The 25,193-nt window shown below is 47.9% G+C and carries 22 protein-coding genes; 2 read left to right on the top strand and 20 right to left on the bottom strand.

The window, feature by feature from the left end:
* Nucleotides 1-12 precede the first annotated feature (12 nt).
* The 4 genes from V6669_RS11965 to V6669_RS11950 all read right to left on the bottom strand — a co-directional run bounded on the left by V6669_RS11965 (nt 13) and on the right by V6669_RS11950 (nt 3,774).
* On the bottom strand, nt 13-453 hold the full coding sequence (locus tag V6669_RS11965) for a ribonuclease (protein ID WP_338593911.1): 441 nt from the start codon (nt 451-453) through the stop codon (nt 13-15).
* A 272-nt stretch (nt 454-725) separates the two neighbouring features.
* The gene (locus V6669_RS11960) at nt 726-1,733 is read right to left on the bottom strand and encodes a Gfo/Idh/MocA family oxidoreductase (RefSeq protein WP_338593910.1); all 1,008 of its coding nucleotides are present in this window, start codon (nt 1,731-1,733) and stop codon (nt 726-728) included.
* A gap of 2 nt (nt 1,734-1,735) precedes the next feature.
* Nucleotides 1,736-2,110 (bottom strand): helix-turn-helix transcriptional regulator, encoded by a 375-nt coding sequence (locus tag V6669_RS11955; RefSeq protein WP_338593909.1) that lies wholly within the window; start codon nt 2,108-2,110, stop codon nt 1,736-1,738.
* A gap of 515 nt (nt 2,111-2,625) precedes the next feature.
* Complete coding sequence (locus tag V6669_RS11950) at nt 2,626-3,774, bottom strand: acyltransferase (protein ID WP_338593907.1); 1,149 nt, start codon at nt 3,772-3,774, stop codon at nt 2,626-2,628.
* A gap of 72 nt (nt 3,775-3,846) precedes the next feature.
* On the opposite strand from V6669_RS11950, the gene V6669_RS11945 reads away from it, so the two are divergent.
* Nucleotides 3,847-4,239: a DUF202 domain-containing protein gene (locus V6669_RS11945; RefSeq protein ID WP_338593906.1), complete on the top strand. Its 393-nt coding sequence runs from the start codon at nt 3,847-3,849 to the stop codon at nt 4,237-4,239.
* Between the two features lie 177 nt (nt 4,240-4,416).
* Here V6669_RS11945 and V6669_RS11940 read toward each other — a convergent pair whose 3' ends face one another.
* The 11 genes from V6669_RS11940 to V6669_RS11890 all read right to left on the bottom strand — a co-directional run bounded on the left by V6669_RS11940 (nt 4,417) and on the right by V6669_RS11890 (nt 19,856).
* Nucleotides 4,417-5,019 (bottom strand): general stress protein, encoded by a 603-nt coding sequence (locus tag V6669_RS11940; RefSeq protein ID WP_338593905.1) that lies wholly within the window; start codon nt 5,017-5,019, stop codon nt 4,417-4,419.
* 862 nt (nt 5,020-5,881) lie between these two features.
* Nucleotides 5,882-8,401 (bottom strand): ATP-dependent helicase HrpB, encoded by a 2,520-nt coding sequence (hrpB, locus tag V6669_RS11935; protein WP_338593904.1) that lies wholly within the window; start codon nt 8,399-8,401, stop codon nt 5,882-5,884.
* A 153-nt stretch (nt 8,402-8,554) separates the two neighbouring features.
* Nucleotides 8,555-9,361, bottom strand: a complete 807-nt coding sequence (locus V6669_RS11930; protein ID WP_017689067.1) for an SDR family NAD(P)-dependent oxidoreductase — start codon at nt 9,359-9,361, stop codon at nt 8,555-8,557.
* A gap of 372 nt (nt 9,362-9,733) precedes the next feature.
* Entirely contained in the window at nt 9,734-10,576 is an 843-nt protein-coding gene (locus V6669_RS11925; protein WP_338593902.1) for a protein phosphatase 2C domain-containing protein, read from the bottom strand.
* A gap of 10 nt (nt 10,577-10,586) precedes the next feature.
* The gene (locus tag V6669_RS11920) at nt 10,587-11,339 is read right to left on the bottom strand and encodes a vWA domain-containing protein (protein WP_076330724.1); all 753 of its coding nucleotides are present in this window, start codon (nt 11,337-11,339) and stop codon (nt 10,587-10,589) included.
* Nucleotides 11,340-11,378: 39 nt separating this feature from the next.
* The gene (locus V6669_RS11915) at nt 11,379-13,454 is read right to left on the bottom strand and encodes a hypothetical protein (protein ID WP_338593900.1); all 2,076 of its coding nucleotides are present in this window, start codon (nt 13,452-13,454) and stop codon (nt 11,379-11,381) included.
* Between the two features lie 158 nt (nt 13,455-13,612).
* Complete coding sequence (locus V6669_RS11910; RefSeq protein WP_017689071.1) at nt 13,613-13,888, bottom strand: WXG100 family type VII secretion target; 276 nt, start codon at nt 13,886-13,888, stop codon at nt 13,613-13,615.
* Between the two features lie 186 nt (nt 13,889-14,074).
* Complete coding sequence (locus V6669_RS11905) at nt 14,075-14,623, bottom strand: WXG100 family type VII secretion target (RefSeq protein WP_017689072.1); 549 nt, start codon at nt 14,621-14,623, stop codon at nt 14,075-14,077.
* 6 nt (nt 14,624-14,629) lie between these two features.
* Nucleotides 14,630-15,460 (bottom strand): hypothetical protein, encoded by an 831-nt coding sequence (locus tag V6669_RS11900; RefSeq protein WP_074094615.1) that lies wholly within the window; start codon nt 15,458-15,460, stop codon nt 14,630-14,632.
* A gap of 16 nt (nt 15,461-15,476) precedes the next feature.
* A complete protein-coding gene (gene essC / locus V6669_RS11895) occupies nt 15,477-19,481 on the bottom strand; it encodes a type VII secretion protein EssC (RefSeq protein WP_338593896.1) in 4,005 nt (1,334 codons plus the stop codon).
* 54 nt (nt 19,482-19,535) lie between these two features.
* Nucleotides 19,536-19,856, bottom strand: a complete 321-nt coding sequence (locus tag V6669_RS11890; protein ID WP_074094613.1) for a hypothetical protein — start codon at nt 19,854-19,856, stop codon at nt 19,536-19,538.
* A gap of 422 nt (nt 19,857-20,278) precedes the next feature.
* Here V6669_RS11890 and V6669_RS11885 point away from each other — a divergent pair, with 422 nt between their 5' ends.
* Nucleotides 20,279-20,518 (top strand): hypothetical protein, encoded by a 240-nt coding sequence (locus V6669_RS11885; RefSeq protein ID WP_074094612.1) that lies wholly within the window; start codon nt 20,279-20,281, stop codon nt 20,516-20,518.
* A gap of 122 nt (nt 20,519-20,640) precedes the next feature.
* On the opposite strand, the gene V6669_RS11880 is transcribed toward V6669_RS11885, so the two are convergent.
* The 5 genes from V6669_RS11880 to rsgA form a co-directional block, all read right to left on the bottom strand.
* On the bottom strand, nt 20,641-20,793 hold the full coding sequence (locus V6669_RS11880) for a hypothetical protein (RefSeq protein WP_164783094.1): 153 nt from the start codon (nt 20,791-20,793) through the stop codon (nt 20,641-20,643).
* A gap of 245 nt (nt 20,794-21,038) precedes the next feature.
* Nucleotides 21,039-22,514 (bottom strand): aldehyde dehydrogenase family protein, encoded by a 1,476-nt coding sequence (locus tag V6669_RS11875; RefSeq protein WP_338593894.1) that lies wholly within the window; start codon nt 22,512-22,514, stop codon nt 21,039-21,041.
* Nucleotides 22,515-22,684: 170 nt separating this feature from the next.
* Nucleotides 22,685-23,224, bottom strand: coding sequence for a GNAT family N-acetyltransferase (locus tag V6669_RS11870; protein WP_338594909.1), 540 nt, complete (start codon nt 23,222-23,224; stop codon nt 22,685-22,687).
* Between the two features lie 113 nt (nt 23,225-23,337).
* Complete coding sequence (locus V6669_RS11865) at nt 23,338-23,676, bottom strand: L,D-transpeptidase (RefSeq protein ID WP_036609207.1); 339 nt, start codon at nt 23,674-23,676, stop codon at nt 23,338-23,340.
* A 56-nt stretch (nt 23,677-23,732) separates the two neighbouring features.
* Complete coding sequence (gene rsgA / locus V6669_RS11860) at nt 23,733-25,013, bottom strand: ribosome small subunit-dependent GTPase A (RefSeq protein ID WP_338593892.1); 1,281 nt, start codon at nt 25,011-25,013, stop codon at nt 23,733-23,735.
* Between the last annotated feature and the right edge of the window lie 180 nt (nt 25,014-25,193).

Raw genomic sequence — 25,193 nt, 5'->3', positions numbered from 1 at the left:
CTTCTCCTTCCTCTATTTCATGCGTGTAAATGATGCATAGTGATCTGTTGTTTTGTAGATGAGTCCATCATTGGAATACACAATCCGATCCGAATTACGGAAGCCGGAAGTATAGTTAATATCTGCTTCGCGCCATGTACGTCCACTTGCTAAAGGCAGAAGCCCCTCCCGATTGCCAAATACGTCTCCGCCGATGCTTTTCCCAGGAGCCACTACAGCCAAGTTTCCTTGTGAAGCTACCCAGCCGAGTCCTGTTGCTTGTGATTTGGTAATAAAGTTACATGGCAACGTTCCGTTTGCACTCAAATAGTTTGCTACACCCGTAAACGTATTGATGATGGTACATGTTGCAGCAGACGCCTTCTGCTGTCCGACTGGAGTGAACTGTGAACCTGTGAGGAAAACAAACGTTAACAACAATGCCAGTAATGCGGTGGATATCAACTTTTTCATAATCCGGCCTCCCGATCCTTCAAAGTAGATGAACGTTGTCACGATATGCATCCTGCAAGCTGAAACTCTCTCTAGTTGTGCGTTCTGCTAGATTATAGTAAACAAGTCATCTCATGACTATTTATATCACATCAATTTGGTAGAAATATCAAATTCAGACGTTTAAATTGTAAAATATTATAATTGTAACATTTTAAGACAGAAAAAAAAGACTCTCATCCCTGAAGATGGAGTCTGCATTTACTAGTATGTGTAAACTGACTTGACTTAATCTAATCGATCAGCTGCACACGTTGACGAGTTCGAGCCGATTCCAGGCATGCATCAATCACGCGCATGTTTTGAATGGTATTTTCCGGACTGAAAGGTAGAGCTGCTCCATCAAGCACAGCCGTTGCAAATGTCTCTACTTGAAGCACATAGGAATTCGACACCGATACACGCTCCTCACGGCTGACCGAATCCGTGTGCACAATAATCTGAGGTGGAATATCACTGTTCTCCCAGCCAAACACTTTTGGCAGTTCAATCCGCCCTTCCGTCCCGAGAATCTCCATCTCCGCTCGACCTGAAGCCCACATGCCACAGTCAAAAGTTAAGGCTACCGAATTCGGAAATTCGACCAGTCCCGACGCCATCATATCCACTCCATCATGCTCGTCCGAGAATAAAGCGTGTACGGTCACCGCTTCCGGTTCCTGTCCCAGATACATCCGGGCTGCCGAGATCGGATACACGCCAAGATCGAATAATGATCCGCCGCCCATCTCTCTTTTGAACCTTACATTTTCCTTGTCATCAGCGGTATTACAGGTAAAGTTACCATGGATGGCTCTGACGATGCCAATCTCTCCACTAGCTATAATCTCTTGCACACGTCTGTGCTTGGGATGATATCGATACATAATTGCTTCTGCAAAAAGAACACCATGCTGCTCACAGGCCTCAATCATTTCTGCTGATTCATCTGCATTCAGGGCAGCTGGTTTCTCACACAACACGTGTTTGCCAGCTTGTGCCGCTTTGATGGTCCATTCTTTGTGCATATGGTTAGGCAAAGGAATATAGACGGCTTCAATGTCCGGATCAGCGATGAGCTCTTCATAACTGCCATACGATCTGGCAATGCCCAGTTCTTCGGCAAGGGTTTCCGCCTTTTCTTTGCTGCGGCTGGCAATCGCCAACACCTCACCACGTTCAGACTGCTGGATTGCCGGAATGATTGCATTTTTGGCAATGGTTGACGTACCGAGTACCCCCCACTGTAACTGTCTGTTCATGCTCATCTTCCTTTCATACCGTAATTGTCCTCTTCTGCCTTGTGTAACATGCCGAGACAACGATCCAGGTCCATTTTGACCTGTTTCTTGTATAACTCAGCTTTTTCCGCACCATCATCCGTGAAATGATATAAAACGATTTCCTGAAAATCGACCTTTGGATCGTTACCCTTCAGCTTCTTCGTGCGATAAAATACACCCTGTTGTACCAATTCATGTAATGCCCGATATACCTCGCTCTGGGGTGGTACGTAACCGTAGTCTTTGAATTCCTGCTTCATCGCCTCCAGCATCTCGTAACCATACCCCCTGTGCTGTTCAACCATCGTAATCAGATACAGCTTGATAAATGCCCGCTGTGCAATCATAAAAGCCACGTTCATTCCCCTCCTGTCAGAACCTATATATCTAGTATTATAAAACTTATGTTCGGGTTCTGCCATCTTTCTCCGCTTTGTCTGCCTTTTATCCATCTTCAAAGAGGGCGAGCAAGAAATCGTGTGAATACGCGTTAGCCTGGGGGAAGCACGGAAAAAGGTTTTCTGTTGTGAATTTTTCATGTAATGAAATTTTAATTTTTATTCAAAATAATCAATTTCATAATACCTTTAGCTGCTTCAATCAAGGCTGGATATAGATCGAAACGGTTCAATTTGTCTATATCCAGTTACAGAAATCCATTTTTAGTGAGTTATGAAATTGATTCAAAAGTTGTTTATTTCAGGGCTCTGGGAGTCGTGAGATCGAATTTTAATAATAAGAAAGACTGTGCACAAGCTGTAAAAGCTGTACTACCTGTGCTCCTGTATCTTGTGTTCGTTTACTCTCGTACTCCCGTACACTTCTGTGCGGCTGTTGTGATCTATTATGAATTTTTCATATGTTGATGGATTCATTTATCGCGAACAGACTTCGGTACGATTCCCACAACCCATTTGCCCCAGCTTATACGCGAGATGAGCCACGTCAGCACACAGGATAATGTAAGAGCGACCAACCAGGTAATGATCATCCGAACGACAGGGTTCAAGCCCATAGCAACGTAAAACAACTCATCCGGAATGTAGCTGTACCGCAGCATCAACATATGCATCAGATAACCGCCATACGATACACCACCAATCCATCCCAGCAGTCGTGTAGCCCAGAGGTTATGAAGTTTTCCGGCCAGCTGGTACATGACCATAATAGAGGCTATCAGAAAGAGTGCCATATCCGGGCGGATCAGGCTGACCGTATAGAACGTAATTTTGATTCCCTCCGGCTTCTGAAACTCCAGCATTAATAAATAAGTAAACCGCAGACCCAGAACAATAAACACTGTCCAGTATATCCAGCGCAATCGATGAATCCATTCATTCCAATGCTGGACGGATAACCCCGCTGCTGCACCAAGCAAAAAATAAATAAAGAAATAGAGGAAATTGCGGTCTGCATACGTTGTAAAAGCATCTGTCAGCACCGGGATATTCAGCCATTCCATGAACTTGGCGATGTTTCTTAATTGATCCGCAAGTACAAGATACACTACACCAGAAATCAATAATGCGATCATACGCCCTTTGGCCTCATATCGGTTATATACATAACGAATTGCACGCAAGAAGAGCGGAAATAACAGATAAAACTGGAGCAGCATAATAATGTACCAAAAGTGTGAAGTCGTTTTGCCAGTAATCAACTTCAAGCCTAGGTCCGGGATGTCATTCCATCCAAATCCGGTCCAGCCGCGCGGTGCAAGTGTAAAATAAATGAGTGACCAGATCAGATAAGGCACGATGACGTCGTTTACTCTTTTTCTCATGAACTGGCCATAATGCAGCTTGTCTCCCGTGTTATAAAACAGCACCATACCTGTTATGAATATGAATAAAGGAACTGCAAATTTGGAGAGCATCAGCAGTATCGCCAGTAACACACCATCCTCAAGTCTCGTCTCCGGGACCAAAGAGTAATGTGCGATGGAATGCTGAAGAACCACCGCTGCAAAGGCAATCCCCCTTAAGCTCTCTATTTCTGTAATTCGTTCTTTGCGAGGCATACATTCAGCCATCCTTTCTTGGTTTTGCGATAAAAACAAAGTACAATGAAGCCGTAGATTTAATGAACGGAGTTGATTAACATTTCTTTAATAGACAAAGACGTAACCACTACCGATTCCAAGTATGTCCAGCAACATCTGGCTAACGAGCGAACTTTTCTGGCCTGGGTACGCACCGGTATTGCCATGGCGGGCATCGGCTTTCTTGCTGCCGGATTTGGTTTCAATTCGTCGGCGTATGATCGGCTTGCACATATTGCGGCGATTATTACGGGTATAACTTCTCTGATTGGCGGCATATCCATCATTGTGTATTCGGCAACAGCGTATCATCGGAAGCGTACACAAATCAATGAACAGAAGTTTCAGGCATCGACCGGATTGATCCGGTTTCTTACCATGATGCTACTGGTGATTGGACTCGCTTTGGCTGTACTGTTATATGTATTGTTATTCCCTGCTTGACTGGGTAAAAACACCATCTGCCATTATTGACACGCACCCATATGCAACACAGGGACAAAAGCCGGCTTCCCTTAAGGAAACCGGCTAATGACCATCTGGTGGATCATATATGTCATTCCATTTTGCAGATAATAAGTCATTGGGTTTTATTTCATATCGATTAAATTAGCGGCAAGATTACAGGAATGTATTGTTACCGAATCGCGCTGCCTTGTTTTGGGCTTCCAATCTGTGTTCTTCCATATCCAGATCCGGACGTTCAGCAGGTACATCTGAACCATGAACTTGCGCTCTGTCCCGATTAAGTTGGCTGTTGCTGCTAAACACATCGTACACATCGGTGTCCCGATCGGTGGAATCTACGAGTAACAGAATTTTGCCATTCTGTACATACTCCTCATACTGTTTAGCATCCTCTTCCGGAATACCGAGACCGACCAGACCACCCACCAATCCGCCAGCTCCTGCACCCACGGCTGCACCGGTAAATGCTGCTGCGATAGGGCCTGCGGCCAGAATCGGTCCTATGCCGGGTATGGCCAGTGCACCGATACCTGCAAGCAGACCAGCCACGCCACCAAGTACACCACCTGTTGCTGCACCAGCAGCCACACCTTCAGGGGCTTTTGTACCTGTCTCTTCCCGAATTGCCTTCAGTTCATCCCGATCTTGTGTAACAACGGAGATTTCGTCTGAAGTGAATCCTTGTGCTTTCAAACCCTCGATAGCCTGCGATGCTTCACGTTCTGTATTAAACACACCTACGATTTTCTTCTGCATAGTGAATCCCTCCTCATATTATTGAGTGGTTCGCTATGTTATTACCCGCCTAAGTTTCTTTTAAACGTTTGCAAGTCAATATACTATGTGTTGATAGTAAAAAATTGCTGAGATTCATTCCTTTTTAATCCTCATCAGGTTGTGCATTCAAACTCAGGCATGTGATACGTTGTCAGGCATACTCTTACGCGGAAGGACGTCGGCGTCCAGATCATCTTAAAGTACAGGCTGGATGATCCTGGCGAATTGTCCAGACAATTTTCTAAGGAACCGAGGACGTCTTATTTAGCCTTCAGGTCTTCATTTAAGTTTGTAAGGAACATAAGACACGTTATTTACCAAAATTACCTGACAAACCCGTTGTAAACAGCTGGTTATTCAGATATAAGGTGTTTCAGATTCCTTAGATTACTACGGGCGCTTCAAATCGCTGAATAAGACGTCACAGGTTCGTTAGCGCTCCGCTCCATGGTTCTGCTCCATGTTCAGCTCCAGGCACATGCAGTTACACTTCGGCTTCGGCAGGTTTGAAGATACGCTCTGGGGTGTGCCTTCAACCTCTAAAAAAAGATTTTTCCAAATTCTCGTTCCATGCCGGAAGTTTTCAGCAGGCGTGCAAGGGCACGTCAAGGGAAAGTAACGCAGCATGGAGCGAAAAGGCAAAGTGACGTAACATGGGTCGAAAAGATAGTAAAAGATGCACGTTAGCGAGTTTTGAGACACGTCCTAGTTAAAGGTGATTCTTTAAGGCAGAGAATGATTCGATCAGCTACATAACCGACTGTTGTTCAGCAGAGCCTAACCCTGATAACGCGCCCTTTGGGAACCAAATCGTTGATATTTGAAAAACGAAATTATTCATCTATTTCCCCCGTGGTTTAGCCCGATTTGTGGCGACCGCTTCAAGTGGATTATCCGGCCAGTAATGCTTCGGATAACGACCTTTCAGATCTTTTTTGACGTCAAAGTACGTCTCTCGCCAGAAATTGGCCAAGTCTCGTGTGACCTGTACAGGTCGCTGAGCCGGTGATAATAGGTGGATGGTCAACGGGACTCGCCCACCCGCTATACGCGGTGTCTCCTGTTGTCCAAACATCTCCTGTAATCTTACCGCCAGAGCAGGGGCCTCTGGACGACTGTAGTCCACAGGAATACGTGAACCACTGGGCACCTGTATATGCGTCGGAGCTTCATCGTCCAGTTGTTGTCGTTGCGTCCAGCTCAGTCCACCCAGTAATACATCCTGCATCGACAATCTCTTCAGGTCGGCTGCCGATCGCATGCCTGTCAGATAAGGGGTAAGATGTTCTGCCAACTCTTCGGTCAGATCATCTTCGATCAGGTCGGGCCACTCAGGTAGATGGAGATGCAGGAAACGTAGCCTGCCCGCAAGTTGTCTGGATGTTTTTGTCCAAGGCAGACAATCCAGCCCTTCCATTCGTATTCCGGTTAACAGTGCTTCCAGCACCTGATCTTCAGGCGGCTGTGCAATACTGCTCTCTTTAATCACAAGGGCTCCAATACGAAGTCTCTTATGTGCCCGCACGCTGCGGGTATTGGAATCCCATGCCACTTGTACTTCATTGTGCAGCAAGTGCTGACCTTCCTGCAACAATGTCTGCTCCTGCAACGGCGCAGCCAGCAGGATGCGCGCATCTGCGCCCTGGTCGTCTGCCTCGGCTGCGACCAGATACGCTGAACGGCTCAGCGATTCTGTCGCTGCGAGCCGTACGCCGCGGCCGCTGCTCAGCAGATAGCGGCCGTCCTCCCGGCGTTGCCCGATCCGGTCCGGATAGGCGAAGGACAGCAGCAATCCGCAGCTGTCCTCATCCGGCCTTACCGGATCGGCCGCCGGGCCGAGCGCCGAGCGTAGCTGGCGGCTCTCCTGGAGCATGCGCCGCACGGCCGCGCCGTCTGCGACAGCTGCTGCCGCTTGCGGCATGCCGCTGCTGTCCGCGGTCAGCAGCGCCTCTACGCGCGGGCGGAGGTCCGTGCCCGCGCCTGCACTGGCACTGCTGCGGAGGCCCGCAGGCTCCTGCAGCAGTGCCGCCAGCATGCTGGCGTAGCTGGCCAGCCCAAGCTCCGCCGCGCGGAGCAGCATGCTGGCCAGTCGCGGATGCACGCCAAGCGTGTTCATCCGCCGCCCGAAGGGCGTGATGCGGCCTGCGTCGTCTAGGCCGCCCAGCTGGCGCAGCAGCGCCTGTGCCTGGCCGTAGGCGGCGTCAGGCGGAGTGTCCAGCCATTGCAGCTCTGCTGGGGACTGGACACCCCAGACGGCAAGCTCCAGCGCCAGCGGCGCAAGATCCGCGGAGGTGATCTCCGGGCGAGCTGCCTCAGGCAGCCCCCCATGAACCTCTTCGCTCCATAGCCGGTAACACACCCCCGGGGCAATTCGCCCCGCACGACCCCGCCGTTGGTCGGCTGACGCCTTGGACACTGGCAGGGTAACAAGCCGGCTCATGCCCGTGCGCGGCGAGAATGCCGATGCTCGGCTCAGCCCCGCATCCACCACAATCTTAACTCCAGCGAGTGTGAGACTCGATTCCGCAATGGAGGTGGACAACACAACTTTGCGTGAGCCCTCAGCCGCCGGGCGTATGGCCTCATCCTGTTGTTCCACCGGCATACTGCCATACAGGGAATGAACTTTCACATGCGCAGGAAGAGAACTGTTTAATAACTCTCGCTCTGTACGGTGTATCTCTCTTGCGCCAGGAAGGAAAACAAGCACGTCCCCCTCCTGTTCGGCTAATGCCCTCGTCACCGTCTGAGCCGTGAATTGTTCCAGCGGCATGGCTGCTGGTCTCGGCACATATCGTGTTTCCACCGGAAACGTGCGACCCGGACAATGTATTGATCCTGTACCTTCGCCAAGCAATGCACAGACAGGAACAGGATCAAGGGTAGCCGACATCACCAGCAATTTCAGATCTGGACGTAACATCGCTCGGGATTCCAATGCCAGAGCCAAGCCCAAATCCCCGTGTAGGTGACGCTCATGGAATTCATCAAATATAATCATCGCCGTATCCTCAAGACCCGGATCCTGCTGCAACATCCGGGTCAATACCCCTTCCGTCACAACTTCAATACGCGTCGCCTGACTCACCCTGGTATCCATGCGTACACGATATCCTACTGTCTGACCCGCTTTTTCCCCTAGTGTAGCCGCCAGTCTCGATGCAGCCGAACGCGCAGCCAGCCTTCGGGGTTCCAGCATTATGATTTTCCGTCCCGCAACCCACGGCTCCTCCAGCAAAGCCAGCGGTACAACAGTCGTTTTTCCCGCTCCTGGCTCTGCAATTAACACACCTGTATCTTGATCCCGAAATAACTGTCTTAACTGAGGAATAATCTCTTGTATCGGTAAATCTATATGCATATGATCGCTCCTAATGAATGTACCCTACTGCTCTTCAGTATCTCTATTCGAATGTTAGCATTATAACAAAAAAAGCCGTTCCAGAGGAACGACTATCGCAGACACACCCTAAGACACGCCTAAGCAAAAATGAAATTTATCCGGAGTGCTCACTTAGCTGAGCAATGATTCGGCACCATCAATAACGATCTCTGCTCCGGTAATATGTCTGGATTCGGAAGATGCGAGGAAACTTACCAGATCGGCAACATGTTCCGGCTGACCCGGCCCGTCCGCAAGTGGCTGCTGTCCTTCCGGGAACTCCATCGGAATAATGATCTGTTGCAGATCATCCGTTTTGACCGTACTTTGATCGATATTTGTCGCAATCGCTCCTGGGCAGATCACGTTTACACGTATCTTGAACTTCGCCAACTCCAGCGCAGCCATCTTCGCAAAAGCAACCTGCCCTGCCTTGGACGTGCTGTACGCCGACATGCCAAAGCTTGAGAAGCGTTGATTGCCGTTGATGGAACTCGTAATGATAATACTGCCGCCACCCCGTTTTTTCACGTGAGGCAATGCATATTTAATGGTGAAAAATGTACCATTCAGGTTGGTTGTAATAATCTGTTGCCAATCTTCAACCTGAATCTCCTCAATGGGTGCCGATACACCGTTAATGCCCGCATTGGCAAAAACAATATCCAAACCGCCGAATAACTCAACCGTTTCCAGCACAGCCTTTTCCACACGTGCCGGGTCGGAAATGTCTACATCAAATGCTCTTGCCGCACCAGGGTGCAGCGCATTAATCTCTGCTTCCGTTTCTGAGATCCGATCATTCACCAGATCAAACAATGCAACATGTGCACCCTCTTTAGCCAGCTTAACCGCAGTGGCCTTCCCGATACCGGAGCCTGCTCCGGTAATAATCGCAACCTTGCCTTGAAACCGTGACTTGCCATTATGTTGTGTCATCATCCATTCCACTCCTTTGATTAGCAATTATGTAAGAATGTACGCTCAAGCTCATCGTTAAAGAGGTTGTTCAAAAAGTCCGCTTTTGATTACGAAAGGTGCCTAACGGCACCATCAGCATCGAATATGGAATTCAGCCGAAATGTCCGTTGCTCACGTAGCTCTATCTACGCTCCGCTACTCCATTTCTAGCTTTATCCCATCTTCTTGGTACTGAAAACCGACCTTTTTGAACACGCACTTAAAATCAATTCTTCACAAGATTACCCAAAAAGAGTGTCTTTTAAATCAACACCAGCAAGTTTTTTCACCGTTGATCTACACCAACGTCACAGCAATATCAGGATCGGTCCACAACTTTGTAACCGGCACTCACCATTCCAGCTCAATGAAAGCGGCATCATCTTCAAGACCGCCGGTATGTGTGGCATCCAGCAGTACCTGAATGTGTTCATCCGGGACATAGGCTTGAATGGCATCCAGATCATTTAATCCATCCGTATATAACTGAAGACGTAGTGAATCTCCTGCGGATCCTTTCATCTCGTAGATGTGCGGCTTACCACCAACAGGTCCTTCAAGTGTAGACCAACGCTCATTTGTCTTGCAGTGAGTCTGAAATAATTCAGACTGTTCCTGGCCATTACGCCACAGACGAATGCGCGAATCTCCTTGCCACGCAAGCCACACCCGACTTTTGCGACCGCCTCCCGTAAGCTCAATCCGTCCACATACATACATGGCTTGACTGCCCCGACTTCGCTTTTCCATCAACACTTCACGCAGCAGCAAAGGGGAACTTTCCAGTGGCTGTAATTTCTCCAGTTGCTCGGATGCCGGAAGGGTCAGGTCATGAAGAAGACGCTCCACGGCATCCTCCGTCGGATTCTGCGTCGTTTCCAACCAATCCAGCAAAGCATTCCCCAGAAAACGCGCTGCAAAATCGCCCAGGTAACTCATGCCTACGCCATCACACAATACAAAATTGCAGACATTTCCTTTCATACGTACCGCAGCAAAGTCCTGTCCGGTATCTCCCTGATGTACCGTCTCAGCCGCTCTGCCATAACCATATCTGCACTTAATTGTGCCCTGATAGCGGGTTAGTGGCTGTTCTCCCGTCTGTACACTCACATAGCGAAAGTTGCCATGCCGTTGCTCGGCATGGCCCCCCTTATCTCCAGCAGACAATGTTGCCAAACGCATCGCTCTCATGATTCCCCTCCTATCTCACAGGCGTAGCAGCGGACATCTGGAACCCGATTGATACCAATTCTGCACATGTACCTGGCAGCATCATGAGTGCACCGGGTGCCAGCAGATAATCAGCTTCAACAAGCATTTCCCGATAACTTTCGGGCAGGACGGATGACATATTCCGCAGCTTCTCTCCATGCTCATCCTGTAGATTCGTTTCCGAAGAGATTCCCTTCCATCTTCTAGGTTCAGCAATTGGCCCTTCCAGCAGATGATCCGATATAAAAATATTCTCTACCAGCACATTGCCATCAGGTACACTCATGCCCATGATTCTTTTCGCAATGGGCTCGGGATCTTCACCTGTGGCTACCCCATCGGTCATATGGCACACAAGTGGCGCAGGACAATCCTGCATATTCGGAATTTCGGCCTGCAGAATCTTTTCAGCCTGCAAGAAAGCCTTCGCAGAATCCGAAAACCGTTTCGGTGTCAAGTCAGGCAGAGAACCAACTGCAGCGATCTCGTCAATTCCTTTGATACCGTTTAACAAGTCATATACATCATCGCTGTATGCCAATATGGCTATACGATAGCGAGGTGTCAGACGATTACCCTTGGTAGAGCGAAATACCATTTGGCGGATCGCAAGAGATAAGGCATCATAGACAACGTCAATCCGTCGACGATTTTCCAGAACCATATTCATGGAGGCGCTAATATCAATTAAATATATGATAAGTGCAGGTGTACGCTGTGATGCTTGAATCGTGTAGTTCATCTAGGGTGAGTCACCTCCGTCATTCATTCAAGTGTTATTTTATAAGTTGGGCAACGTATAACTGGTGTTGCTCAGGAATTTGTTAATGGCACTCATTCGAGCGGCCACTTTACCGACCCCTTTGAAATAAGCAGCATCGGTATTATATAGATTTTTGAAATCACGGGCATACGATTCCGCATTTTCAATTTTTCTGCCTTTTTGCGCGTTATACGTCTTATTGTAATGAGCAATCAGCGTGACCACATTCTGGGCACGTTTTTTCTTCAGAGCTGCTTTCTGAGCAATCTCCTGTTGACGTTTAACTTCAGCTGCCGCTTTACGCTCCGCTTCCTGTTTTGCAAGCTTGGCATCATTCTCTTTTTTCCAGACCAGATAAGCTTCATATTTTGCCTGTTTATCGTACTTCTCTTGCTGCGCTCTCTTGGCAGCTTCTTTTTTCTGCTGTTCCTGCTTCACCAAATAGGCCTCATATTTAGCCTGTTTGTCGTACCTGGCCTGTAACGCCTTGCGTTCTTCTTCTTTTTTCTTTGCTTCCGCTTCCTTCTGCTTGGCTTCAGCAAGCTTTTTCTTTTCCTCTGCGTCCAGTTTTGCAGCCTCTGCGGCCTTTTGCTTCTCCTGCTCTTCCTGCTGTTTGAGCGCAGCTGCCTTTGCAGCTTCAGCCTCTTCCGCAGCTTTGATATCTGCCAGTCGTGTGGCTTCCTGCTGTTCTTTCTGCTTCACCTCTGCCTGATCGGCGAGTATTTTGACCGTTGGCACGCCACCTGCCAGCAATACAATAAGCACAGCGGAGGAAATCATGAACTTTTTGGATCTGTAGAATGGCACAGGTACAGGTTTGTCTGTGTCTTCTTTTGGATTAAGCTTGGCATCCAGTTCCTTAATTGCAGCCTCAACTTCCATCTGCATCGCGCTGTTATGAGGAATAAAATGATAAAGCGAGCGGTACACTTCCAGTGCTGCAGCCGGTTTATTTTCATCCTCCAGGGCTCTTGCTTGCAGGAACAGACGGTTCACAACCGCTTCCTGATCGGGAGAGTGCGGCGTTTGAGAAATGTTCCCATCTTGCGTATTCACTGGCTCACTTACTGGTTCTGAGCTCTTTGTCAGATTCTCGTCAGCTTCGGACGAATTGGCAGCTTCTTCTTCCGATGTCGCAGCAGCAACCGCATTGGCCTGATCCACATCTACCGCAGCCAATGCAACATACCACTCGCCAAACGTCGGACAGCTGCTCAGATCGTGACTTTCCCAAGCTCGAATGAACAGATCGGACAGTTTGGAACCCCAACGTTTCTCCAGGGACTCCCGCATCGCATAATATCGTTCACTCACCGTTTGCATTTCATGTTGGTCAAAATAACTTTCGCCCCACGCTTTCTCTACAATCACAGGGTCGGACCAACTTAACATTTCAGCAATGATAACAGCTCCGGCAAATCGGTCAGCATATGAACTCCACAAACCGCTGTGCACTGTTCGATGGGCTGCATAACCGGGCGACCCGGCAAGCAGGGCATCCGGACGATCCATCTTGGAACCGTACATCTGCTCGACATCCACAAGTTCTACCGCAGACGTCTTCCTGAGGTTCTCCACTTCGGAAAAAAACGGAATCATTACATTGGGAGCGGACATATCACAATGAGCCAGTCCACGTTGTTCCATAGCCGAACCCGTTCCAGCAAGCGCTCTGGCCAGCTTCAGGCTTTCCTCAGCCGTCAACTGTCTCTGATCACTAATCACATCGAACCAGGTCTGACCTTGCACCCATGGCATCAACACCGCATATAACAGATCGGGATGTTTTCCAATGAGCGCTCCGTTTCTTTCCGGAGTGAGCACATCACGCTTGCATACCTGCAAACCTGGCAGTTCACTATAAGACTCCATATGCTCAGACTGATATACCATAGCCGGAATACGGAATTTAGAAAAAAAGACTTTTAGTGCTTTGGCCCCATGAAGGGAACCATTTCGGGGTAACAACTGATAAACAATCCCCTGCCTTCCGGCTTGGGCATAAGCCAGACCCGGCGCAGCCGGATGTTGCCCAATCGTATAGGCAATGTCGTTAATCACCACTTCATCCCCGGGATTTGGTTGAAAAGACATGCTTATCCCTCTCTCTGTCCTAGTGTCATAGTTGCAGCAAAAACCGGGTGTTGTGACAACGCCCGGTTTTTGCTGTAGTTGTACATCTTCAGCTTGCTATCCACCTATAATTCAGGGCGAATTCAGACTTCACATCGGCCTGATCTATGTAAAGCAGATTAACGAGCTTGGTCAGCTGTACGGAATTTGTTAGCAATAGCTGTAAGTTCAGCGCTGATGCTGTTCAGCGTTTGAACGAATGATTGCATTTGTTTGCTAGCTTCTTGGAACTCCTGGAAGAAGCGTTGCTTTGTCATACCTTCCCATTGTCCTTCCATGCTTGTGATGGATTGAGTCAATGTAGATACGATTTGCTGACTTTGCTCACCGCTTTGTTTAAATTGGTTGGAAACCTGATCAAGCTGCTCTGGGGTAACTAAAATACGTCCTGCCATTGGTAAATTCCTCCTTGGTTTGTGCAATTAAATTTTTACTTGTTCAAATTGTACTATACCAGGATCGATCGGACAAAAGCCGAAGGACCTAATCCTATTTACCCCATTTTCAGCACTTGAAACTTCTCCTAACAGCCTATTTACAAAAAAAGATTCACTTTCTGCTGTTACTTTTATTCACCCTGTTCAGGAAACCACAGGCTCGGTCCCTCTTCTTCCCCGAAAGGAAGGATCTGTGAATCTCCAAGCTACAGGCTCAGGCTGCATAGCCTGGACTAATGTAGCCGGGGAGCCATCAGGCGGAGCGGCATCCTGTACACGATATACGGCCGCCATTGCGGAAAGGGGATCGGATACTACAGCTACAGTTGCAGAATGTGCAGGCATGATTTCTCCTGTACGATTGTTCTGAAGAACATTCAGCATATTGACCGCATTACCATAGGCTGTGTTCACATGACTCAGCACGGAACGATACTCCATGTCTGCCTGCTGGAATAACAACGCTTTGCGTCCCAGCTGTACGCTTAAGTCCATTAATCGACGCAGCGCATCCTCGCCCAGTCGTTTACTGTGATTCCATTCATTCATCACCGCTGCGCGGGATTCAACCTCCCACTCCAGCGAATGAATCGCCTGATCCAACACTGTCATCTTTTGCTGTATTTGCTCCGCTGCATACTGAATCTGCTTGCTCAGTGCCCGAAGCACATCCGGTTCCACACGAATGCGCATTTACCATCACCTTTCCTCTTCCCCTGCAGGCTGTTTAAGCCAGTCCAGCAGCATCTCGTGAAACTGTTCTCTAGTCGTCAGTGCTGCAACTAGCCAATCATCTGAAGCCGCAGTGCTCATCCGGAACAACCAGTTGGATACCGCACTTGCAGCAAACGCTGCGGACTGCGACTTCCACCCATCTTCATTCCATACGAGCAACCTAAGCTCCCCGTCTGACTCCTTACCCACCAGACAGCGTGCCAGTGCAAGTGAGCCCTCAGGATCACTTGTCTCCTGTTCAAGTTCCTCTGCTACGGTCTGTACCCCGCTGTTTTCGAGCTCATTCATGACATCATAAAATTTTTTCTTGGAGCACATTAGGGCCGGTTTCTCCGCAGGAGAATGGCCGCTCCATTTCATCCGCTCTATCAGAACATCAATGGCTTCACGAACACTTCCCAGATCGCTGAGCCGGAACGAGTCCGGTACGTCGTCAACACGGGAAACTTCAACGACCCGCTCATCCGTGCAATGGATATAACTCTCATACGACTTGCTGTTGATCGTGTAGCGAATCCAACAAGCTCTGTCGGACAATCCGGCAATGGCTACCCTCGAGAAAACGGTCGGTGTCATGATCAGCTCATCGGTATCCTGATCCCGAATCAGATATCCTTTGTCAAGCAGGGAGGTTTTGACACGCTCCCACTCCATCGCGATATCCTCCGCCATATAGCCGCGAAACGGATCTTCCACACCAAGCAGTCGGTCTGAACCGAGAATACCAGCCAGGAAAAAAAGTTCCTTTGTTTGCAACGTGACTACCTTTTGCTTAGAATCATGAACCGTCAACATTATGAGCCACCTCCCCTCAAACTACAACATGCCATCGGTCACGAATTTCAGAAATCCAATCGGTCATTTTCCAGCTGTCATCACATGGAACTGCACCTTTAACCCTGGAATATTTACGTTTTACATAATAACCTTGACCCGGAGGCAGTACCTTCAGCCCACCTGAACTACCTCCAGATTCGGAATAAGGTATACGGAAGAACGAGAGATCGTTAGGGTCTAAAGTCCCGAACAGCATTCCGCTCTGGGAAGCCTTCACATCCGTTACCCAGTCAGAACCAAAGGTTGGGAAGTCTGCCGGAACCCCGGATAGAATCACGTGTACACCGCGATCCCTTCCTTGACGAACAATCGCTCCCAATTGATCTTTTACATTAAAATCGTTTAGCTGCTTGGACAAGGTGTCCGCATCGTCGATGACGAGCACAAGTTCCGGTCCACCGGAAATCTCGCCTCTTTTCAGAACTTCATCGTACAACTGTTGAATGACAGGCGCAAGCTGTTCTTCTCGCGATACATGTCCACGGACATGGGGCAAACTGCTGATTTCCCCCAGCCCACCTGAGCCATAACGCATATCTACTGTGTATATTTGCACAGCTTCCGGAGAAGCATGATAAGCCAGTGATACCATCCATGTCAACAAAAATGTTGTTTTGCCGCCTTCCATCGGACTTGTTACCATGAAATGCGGACCTTCACGCAGATTAAGCTGGAATGGTTCCAGATCATCCGTAAGCAGTCCCACTGGAACAGTTACAGACGATGTATCCCAAGCCTGACCATATGACCCTGTCCGAATGAGCAGATCCTTGAGTTTGATCTCTTCCGGAAGTGGAGCAATCTGCGGCGCTTCTTCCCCTGTCCAGCCTTGGCGAATCTCAGCAATCGTACGGCGCAGTGCCGATGAACGCTTGCCCTCATCTGCCCCGGAAGAAGGTAATGCCGCCTGGAACATTAATGGAGGCACTTGGCCTTTGACCAGACCTCTTCCTGGCGGAAGTTGACTTGGTGCCTTGGAAGGTCTTCCCACGGCATAATAATAATCGCTTGGATCGGATAACTCAAATGAAACCGCATTGGGAATATTGCTTCTGAATTTTTCAAATACATCGGTTACCCGATTGGCGGTGAGCACAAAGGTAATACCCAAACTTCCGCCTTCACGCAGGATCGTCTCCAGAAGTTCATTTTCTTCCGGATAGGCATTGCGGAATGAAAGATAACCATCAATAACGACCACAACCTGCGGTACAGCCGCGTGAGCTGTCCGGCGGTACGCCGAAATCGTTTTAACACCCGCCTCCGAGATGATATCTTTGCGTTGTGCTGACAGCTTGAGAATATAGCGGAATAACCGCTTGATCCGGTCTTCCTCTTCAGCCATCATCACGCCACCGATCTGAGGTAGTGCTGCAAAGTCCTTCATCATACGGCCCATATCGATAATGTAACCATGCCAAGGCTCAGTTCTGTGGGAACGGGCCAGAGACATAAGCAAGGTCTGAACAAATGTTGTTTTGCCCAGTCCTGGCATACCGTACACGACCAGATGGCCTTGATCTACAGGCAATGCAAGCGGTTGTTGGCGCTGATTCGGGAGATCATCCAGCAAACCTACCAGTGGTTTCAGACCACTCGCCCCGCCATCAAGCAGCAGATCCCGATTCTCTTCTTCCTGCCATTCCTGAAGACCTTCCCATTCCAGTGTCTCTGGTAGAGGTGGCAACCATGGTCCTGGCAAACGACGGATACCCGCATCCGCTGCAGACTTCGCAACATAATCAATAAATACCTGAAGCTGTTTCGGAACATCTTCACCTTTGAGAACGGCTCTGCGCTCTCCGGTTAACAGAGGCTCCCGCTTACCGTTCAGGCGCACCTCCATTACAGGTAATACCGTTGTTGAATCCTCCTGCTGGTTATAAGGTGCACCACTCCAGGCAAATTGCATTTCTTCAAACACTTCATCACTACCAACCTGGAAATATCCGCGACCAGGCTTTGTAATCCAGGCAGCATTTGGAATCTTGATCATGTCCCTGCTATCTCCCTCACTTTGTACGCGAAGGCAGATCCGGAAGCGCGAATTACTCCATATTTTATCGTCTACAACACCAGCTGGCTTTTGGGTTGCCAGAATTAGATGAACCCCAAGTGTCCGGCCAATGGCCGCGATACTGATCAATTCATCCATGAACTCCGGCTGGTCCCGCTTCAATTGAGCAAACTCGTCAATGATAATAACCAGATGTGGAAGTGGCTGTTCATGTCTGGAACGCAGAATCTTGTAATATTCATCAATATGCTGGAGGTTTCCCGCATCATTTAATATTTTTTGCCTTCTGACCAGTTCGGCCCGAAGTGAGATATTTGCCCGCTCGATCAGATTTCCATCCAGATTGGTGATCGTCCCCACCACATGAGGCAGATCAACAAATGTATTGGACATCCCGCCACCTTTATAGTCAATCAGCATGAAAGCCAGATCATGTGGATGGAATTCAGCAGCGAGTGAAGCTACGATGGACTGGATGACTTCACTTTTACCTGAACCGGTTGTACCTGCAATCAGACCATGGGGACCATGACCCTGACGTTCAATTTTGTCATGCAGGTTTATCGCAATTTTTTTGCCGCCAGCGCGTACACCCATTGGTACAGGCAGCGTATCAGGATATCTCGTCTGTCCCCATCTGGACACCACATCCAAATCTTCCACGCGTGATGTGCTCAGCATATCGAATAATGGAAGCACTTGTGGGATATCTGAAGCAGATGACCGCTTTAACCGGATCGGTGACATATAACGGGAAAGTGCCTCTGCCATCTCCTTCGAGATCACATCAGGCTTGTACGTTTGTTGAATAACATCTGCATCTTCCGTTTTTTTGATATACACCCCTTTGCCCTTGGAGGCATCCATAATCAACTGACAATGCATCGGTAGAGACTCTTTGCGATTAGCCAGTATGATAGTGCATACATCAATTTCCTGAGCCGATTCCAGCAGCAAGGGGAGTAACGGTTCTTCTTCAATCAATTGCGTATCGGAGAGAATTACAACGTAACATGGCGTTTGTACGCTTTTCTTGTAACGGTCTTCCTTATTGTTACGACGCCGGTTCAACACGGAAAACAAGCTGTCCGCTAATTGATGCGCACCGCTGTGCCTGTCGGCCATATAGCGTTGTCCTTGGTCTTCATCCCAGATATGGGGCATCCAGCGAAGCCAATCCCATTCCTTGCTGTCCTTTTCTTCATAGAAAGCAGCAAGCTTCAATTCATCCGGGGAATGGCGTACCGTCAGCTGTGAGATGATGACTCGCAGGGAAGCAAGCACTTCCTCCCGATCACCGACAAGTCCCATAACCTTCGATTGGAACAAAGGCAATGTAATGGAAGCATCCGGTACCGTCTGGAATTCAGCCGCAAGTTCATGGGCCGCTTCAATCAGCTCGTCCTTCTCGTATCCATCAATCCGCGGTACCTGAAGTTTGATGCGGAATGGAATCTCTCCCGTACCAATGCGAACCTGAAGGAAATCATCATCCTCTGGTGAACGTTCCCACAAGGAACTGTTCCGGTTCTTCACCACTTGAAGACACACACCCGGATCACCATGAATTTCGTACAGGCTCTTCACTTGCTCCGCCTGAGCTTCTTTCAGTTCTTCCCGGTGTTTGTCCAGTTGGGCAAGATACATTGTTTTTCGTTCTTCCAATTTTTTGCGATATGATTTCTTGTTGCTCAGATACACGAAGAATGGAATGGTGTAAGAAGTAAGCATCATCATGACCGTCATCATCTGAAACATCATATAATTGCTGTTGCCCATTTTGCCGGTCATATTGATATATACGTAGAAACCAATGCTGACCATGGTCATCATGATCGGCACAATAATGGATATCATGGAAAACGTGGGTTTGCTCGGTTCTGTTGGAGGCCTGAGTATTTCGAGTCTCTCTTCCTTGAGAACCGGTGTCATTCTTGGAGAACGCTGATATAACACATTCACGAAGAGAAGACCTCCTTTAGTTCGTTCAATAATGAATGTATACGTTCAAAAGCCCTATTCGTTGCTGTCCTGTTGAAACAATGAACGTCTTCCATATACAGGCGCTTCTTCCGAAGTCGTTGAAAAAGCCCGCTGGACACGTACGCAACTGCCTTGTCGCAGCCCTGTTTCCATTAACTGCTGTGCGTTCTGCGGAGAGAACCACAGACCTTCCGGAAACTTGGCTTCAAGGATGTACTGAATGCCGTCTCCCGGTGCCTGTCCAAAAATGCGAACGCCGAGTAATGTCTTCAAATGTTCAATGGTACATTCGTCCGGAACATCGATGTCGAACCATTCTCCTTCCTCGCGGCCGGAATACACGGTTAGAATCATCCGAATCCCTCCCATGGTCTCATATGTAAATTGTCCTAATGTCAGATTAAATCAAAAAAAAGAGAATGAATCGTTATATCAACCCTATTTTCTTACATAAACACCCTGTTTGCAATGTACCACCTGTAATTTTGTTACATATGACCCACGTATATATTAAAATATCGTACATTCGACTCAGAACTTTCGTGGCAGTTATGCATTTAAATATTGCGAGGATACGAAACTTTTTATTTTTTGTTCCATTTAAATGGTAATTATGTTTCGTTTTTCAGGACTTTTATTCCTTCGCCCACAATTGAATTGTGAACACTTTTCAAACATTACCCACCTTTATGTTTTCATAAGCTGATTTTAAGGTAATTTTAAGCATTGGTATTTAATATTAGCTGTATGAAATAACAACCGTGAGGTGATTTCAAGTGAGAACCCTAATAACCTTTCAAAACAAATCAATCCCTGTATATTTTAATCAAGAAAACAAACAACCTATGCAGAAGACATTAAGATTGCTTAGCAGTGCTCTGGAGCATAAAATTAGCAACGGTAAACGCGCCATTCAAAAATGTCTGCATTCTTTAATTAGTATTGAGATTGTGAATGGAGAAGCCATTCTCCACAGTCGAAGTGAAAACGACTCCCTTGCTTTATCCTTATATTAAAAGGAGTCACCCAAGACACATTCATTACAAGACATGAAAAAGGAAGCTGTCGTTATAGACAAGCTTCCTTTTTTGAGTTGTATACACGTTAACAGCGGATCGCAATTATTATCAGCCATCACTCAGTGCAGTTTGCTCAGGACATAGGCGGCATCATGTTCTTCCGCAATCTCGGCTTTACGAATACGAATGACAAACAGCCGAACCAAATTGGCACGTGTATGTTCTTCCTGACAGGTATTCAGTTTCCTCAGAATAAAGCGGTCAATGGACATGAATTTAAAGCCCCTTTGCCATTGGATTTACGGATCGATTCTTCCGTGTATCCATAAATAACCAGATAGCGTCAGCCCCAAACAGCTTTTCCGCTCTTATATTAAGCCGTATTTTGCTGCGGTGTAAAATTGTGCAAAAAGCCCGTCCCACCAAGCTGGAGACGGACTTTCGCATGATTTGTCGATCTTTTTGCAGCCCATTCTAATCATCCATAAATGCCTCTGCCAGTTCACCCTTTTTCGACTTATTTCACTCCCGGATATTCCCGATATTGGTGCTGAATGCTGATCCAGCGAGTACGTGTAAACTTCTCAATGGCCCAATCCCCACCGAAACGTCCAATCCCTGAAGCTTTTTCACCGCCAAACATCACATGTGCTTCATCGTTCACAGACTGATCATTTACATGCACCATACCAGATTCAATGCGCTGGGCAACCTCATATCCCCGATTCAGATCTTTGGTGAATACGGAACCACTAAGTCCATAAGGAGTATCATTCGCCAAACGTACAGCTTCCTGCTCATCTCGAGCCTTCATGATCACTGCCACGGGGCCGAATAATTCCTGCTGCACGATATCTTGTTCAGGTTTAACATCGGCAAGTATAGTAGGAGATAGCACGCTGCCTTTACTGGTCCCCCCGAGCAATAACCGTGCACCTTCGGCCTTGGCTTTGTTCACAAGCTCCAGCAATCGTGTTACCTCTTTTTCCCGAATGAGAGGACCCACGAGTGTTTTGGCATCCGCCGGATCACCTGTCTGGACATTCTTCGTTTTGGCAACAAATGAATCGACGAATCTGTCGTAAATATCGGCATGCACAATGATACGATTCAAAGCCATGCAGATCTGTCCCTGATGCAGAAACTTGCCAAAGACCGCGGCTTCGGCAGCACGTTCAATGTCCGCATCTTCCAGCACAACCATGGCGTTGTTGCCGCCTAGTTCGAGTGCCGTTTCTTTTAAATGTTCACCCGCCAGTTTACCGATCCCCTGTCCAACTTCTGTGGAACCCGTAAATGAAATTACTTTGGGAACCGGATGAGCGACAAAGTAATCCCCGATCTCGCTGCCACTTCCGGCAACAACATTCAACACGCCTTCAGGCAGACCGGCTTGTTCAAACAAATCGGCAATGAGCCAACCTGCCGTAATTGGAGTGTCCGATGCTGGTTTAATCACCACACCATTACCAAGGGCAATCGCTGGAGCTACAGATCGAAGGCATAGATGCAAAGGGAAGTTCCATGGCCCGATAACACCAATCACTCCCTTCGGCTCGCGAACCACACGGTTCTCTTTGCCAGGAGTATTGGACGGAATAATCTCACCCTTCATGCGATAAGGAAAAGATGATGCTTCATCCACAATGCGTTTAGCCGCTGCAAACTCCGCCTCCGATTTGATTCGGGTACTCCCGGATTCCGTGATCAGCAGCTGAATAATCTCCTCTTTTCGCTCTGTCATCAGGGATGAAACTTTACGCAATACCTCTTCTTTCGCAGCGGGCAAAGACTTCGCCCATTCAATCGAATTTTTCTGAGCTGACTCATAAGCCTGATCTATGTCTTTCTTATTGGAAGAGCGCCATGTAGCAATGACTTCTCCCGTATAAGGATTGATATTCTCCATTGTTTTCTCACCGGAGCCATCTACCCAGCTGCCATTAATATATTGTTTCGTCCATGTTGTATGTTCAGTGTCCATTAAAGTCATGTGAATACGCCTCCTGATCAAGATTAAATGTCACACCTGCACAACGGTGTACTACATCATTAACCTTGTTCAGAATTACGCAAACGTGAAGACCTGAATTGGCTCTTCCATTCTTTAAGCTTAAGGGAAACAATACAACTCCCACTATTCTCTCAGCATCTGGACGTCTTTCAACAGCCGGGCAGGCTCTTCTCTCCAAAGAGGCTCAAGTCTTCCCATCCGTAGCCAACTTCGATCAGATCTTGACCACCAATGCGGAGGGACTGTGTCTGGACTGGAGTGCCTCCCATCTTTTCATAGAAGCGGCAAGCTGAATTACGCTCCAAAGCCCATATGATCAAACGTTTCATATTGTGGGTCTGCAGATGATGAACGACATGTGTCGCCAGTTGCTGACCTATCCCCGTTTGTTGCACTTCCTTCAGCAAATATATAGCGTACAACTCTCCATCATAAGGTAATTTGCCTTCACGCTCCTTACCCCCACACGCAAATCCGACAATGTTCCCATCATCTTGTTCAGCTACCACCAGAATCTGATCCTTTTCGTCAGAACGAATGGTCTTCTCCCACTGAGACAATCTTGATTCTATAGTCAAATGATCCAAAAAATCGTCGGGCACAATTCCCCGATACGTTGTCTTCCAACTCTCTGTATGTACATGGGCTATACCTTGCGCATCTCCTTCACGCGCCAGCCTGATCAGCATAGCTATCACTCGCTTTCTCTCGTAACTTCCATAGTTTTACCATATTATATGTTCTTCTTTCTATAATTCCAAATTGATCCATTGAACTACCTCTTATAAAGTAAAATCCGGCCCTACGGCCGGATCGTTACTCTCGTGCCTACAGATACCTTGGAAGACAGATCCAGTACATCCGAGTTGTACATGCGTATACAACCATGGGAGACGGATTTGCCAATTGACCAAGGCTCATTGGTTCCATGTATGCCATAATGGGGAGCAGACAGTCCCATCCAGAACACGCCAAATGGCCCACCTGGATTGGATTGTTTGTTAATAATAGTAAACTCCCCGTTTGGAGTCTGTGTGAGCATCTTGCCAGTACCCACGGGATATCCCTTAATCACCTGATTGCCATCCAGAAGATATAACATGTGGTCAGACAGATCTACAATAATCCTGTAATCCGGCATAATGACATCCCTCCTGACCTATCTTATGCAAGGTGCCGGATGATGCCCGCCTGATTTCAGGCTTCCTCCCACTCTTTCACACTACGGGAGTGCTTGGGTTTACGACTATTGGCCGGTTTGCTGGAGGCGGTACGTCTTCTCGATGCCACTTCTTCCTTGCGTTGCTGATATTGCAATTCCTTTTGCATTTTCAGATAATTATTCAGTCTTTTTTCATCCAATGAACCATCCTGTATGGCCTCTTTCACTGCACATCCGGCTTCCCGTGTATGACTGCAATCCAGAAATCTGCACGTGGCCGCAAGCTCCTCAATTTCTCCAAACGCTTGCGACAGCCCATCATTGCCTTCATCCCAGAGATTAAGCTCCCGCATTCCTGGAGTATCGATCAATACGGCTCCCTGTGGAAGAACAAACATCTCCCGGTGTGTTGTCGTATGTCTCCCACGGCTGTCTCCCTCGCGGACGGATTGTGTAAGCTGCACATCCTCACCCATCATCCAGTTCACCAGCGTAGACTTGCCACTGCCAGAAGATCCTGTGAGCGCAACAGTCAACCCTGGCTGCAAATATCGTTCCAGTAAGGATTTTCCTTGCCCCTCCACTGCAGATATTGCAAGTACTTCAACGCCTGGAGCAATTCCTTCTACACTTCGGATCTGTTCTTCCACATTGTTGCATAGATCACTTTTGCTCAAGACAATGACCGGCCTTACGCCACCATTCCAAGCCATCATCACGTATCTTTCGAGTCGTCTAAGGTTGAAATCATGATTAAGTGCAGCCACGATTAACAGTGTATCTACGTTTGCGGCGATTAATTGTTCCTTGGTCACTGGACCTGCCGCCTGCCTTGATACCCTGCTCTGACGTGGCACCAGATTGTGAATAATTGCTTCTTCACCTGCCTGACCTGTAATCGCCACCCAATCTCCAACCGCTGGTACCAAGCTGGTCTCCAGACTATCATGACGCATTCGGCCCGATATTCTTCCCCAGCATTCGCCCTCTTCTGTAACCAAACGTTGCAGATGTCCATGGTCTGCGATAATTCTGGCTGGCTTTTTCTCCTGCTCTTCCATTCCTGTCTCTTGCCACAGTTTCTGCCACTTTGCAGACCAGCCGTACTTCTCAATATGATTATCTAAAATAAAAATTCCTCCCAAAATAAGTTTGTTTACTTCATTCAAGCCGAGTGAACAATTATCTCCGGTCCAGATCAAAACAAAAAACCACGAGTAGAAGTACACCCGCGGCAATAAGTAGTTAGCTGAATAAAGATCATCCCTTCTCGTAGATATACCGGATAGAGTACTTAACCCTCCGATAATAAACAATTCAGGAACACCCTTTTATTGGCAAACAAAAAAGCCACGGGTGCGTCACCCGTGGCTTCATCTGAGCATGTCATACTTCACGTTACAATGGATACTGCTATCCAGCTAACGCAAAATTACATGCTTTGATCCGTTCCGGAGACGCTGTTCATATTCAAATTAACGTATACTGCATTTAAG

Origin of the sequence: Paenibacillus sp. Y5S-9 (assembly GCF_036894235.1) — a bacterium.
GTDB lineage: Bacteria > Bacillota > Bacilli > Paenibacillales > Paenibacillaceae > Paenibacillus.
Note: the sequence above shows the minus strand (reverse complement) of the source record. Positions and strands in the feature narration are given on the sequence as shown.

What these genes read in the sequence shown, in the direction of transcription:
- V6669_RS11965 (WP_338593911.1), bottom strand. Translation starts at nt 453, where the DNA reads ATGAAAAAGTTGATATCCACCGCATTACTGGCATTGTTGTTAACGTTT.
- V6669_RS11960 (WP_338593910.1), bottom strand. Translation starts at nt 1,733, where the DNA reads ATGAACAGACAGTTACAGTGGGGGGTACTCGGTACGTCAACCATTGCC.
- V6669_RS11950 (WP_338593907.1), bottom strand. Translation starts at nt 3,774, where the DNA reads ATGCCTCGCAAAGAACGAATTACAGAAATAGAGAGCTTAAGGGGGATT.
- V6669_RS11940 (WP_338593905.1), bottom strand. Translation starts at nt 5,019, where the DNA reads ATGCAGAAGAAAATCGTAGGTGTGTTTAATACAGAACGTGAAGCATCG.
- hrpB (WP_338593904.1), bottom strand. Translation starts at nt 8,401, where the DNA reads ATGCATATAGATTTACCGATACAAGAGATTATTCCTCAGTTAAGACAG.
- V6669_RS11930 (WP_017689067.1), bottom strand. Translation starts at nt 9,361, where the DNA reads ATGACACAACATAATGGCAAGTCACGGTTTCAAGGCAAGGTTGCGATT.
- V6669_RS11925 (WP_338593902.1), bottom strand. Translation starts at nt 10,576, where the DNA reads ATGAGAGCGATGCGTTTGGCAACATTGTCTGCTGGAGATAAGGGGGGC.
- V6669_RS11920 (WP_076330724.1), bottom strand. Translation starts at nt 11,339, where the DNA reads ATGAACTACACGATTCAAGCATCACAGCGTACACCTGCACTTATCATA.
- V6669_RS11915 (WP_338593900.1), bottom strand. Translation starts at nt 13,454, where the DNA reads ATGTCTTTTCAACCAAATCCCGGGGATGAAGTGGTGATTAACGACATT.
- V6669_RS11910 (WP_017689071.1), bottom strand. Translation starts at nt 13,888, where the DNA reads ATGGCAGGACGTATTTTAGTTACCCCAGAGCAGCTTGATCAGGTTTCC.
- V6669_RS11905 (WP_017689072.1), bottom strand. Translation starts at nt 14,623, where the DNA reads ATGCGCATTCGTGTGGAACCGGATGTGCTTCGGGCACTGAGCAAGCAG.
- V6669_RS11900 (WP_074094615.1), bottom strand. Translation starts at nt 15,460, where the DNA reads ATGTTGACGGTTCATGATTCTAAGCAAAAGGTAGTCACGTTGCAAACA.
- V6669_RS11890 (WP_074094613.1), bottom strand. Translation starts at nt 19,856, where the DNA reads ATGATTCTAACCGTGTATTCCGGCCGCGAGGAAGGAGAATGGTTCGAC.
- V6669_RS11880 (WP_164783094.1), bottom strand. Translation starts at nt 20,793, where the DNA reads ATGTCCATTGACCGCTTTATTCTGAGGAAACTGAATACCTGTCAGGAA.
- V6669_RS11875 (WP_338593894.1), bottom strand. Translation starts at nt 22,514, where the DNA reads ATGACTTTAATGGACACTGAACATACAACATGGACGAAACAATATATT.
- V6669_RS11870 (WP_338594909.1), bottom strand. Translation starts at nt 23,224, where the DNA reads ATGCTGATCAGGCTGGCGCGTGAAGGAGATGCGCAAGGTATAGCCCAT.
- V6669_RS11865 (WP_036609207.1), bottom strand. Translation starts at nt 23,676, where the DNA reads ATGCCGGATTACAGGATTATTGTAGATCTGTCTGACCACATGTTATAT.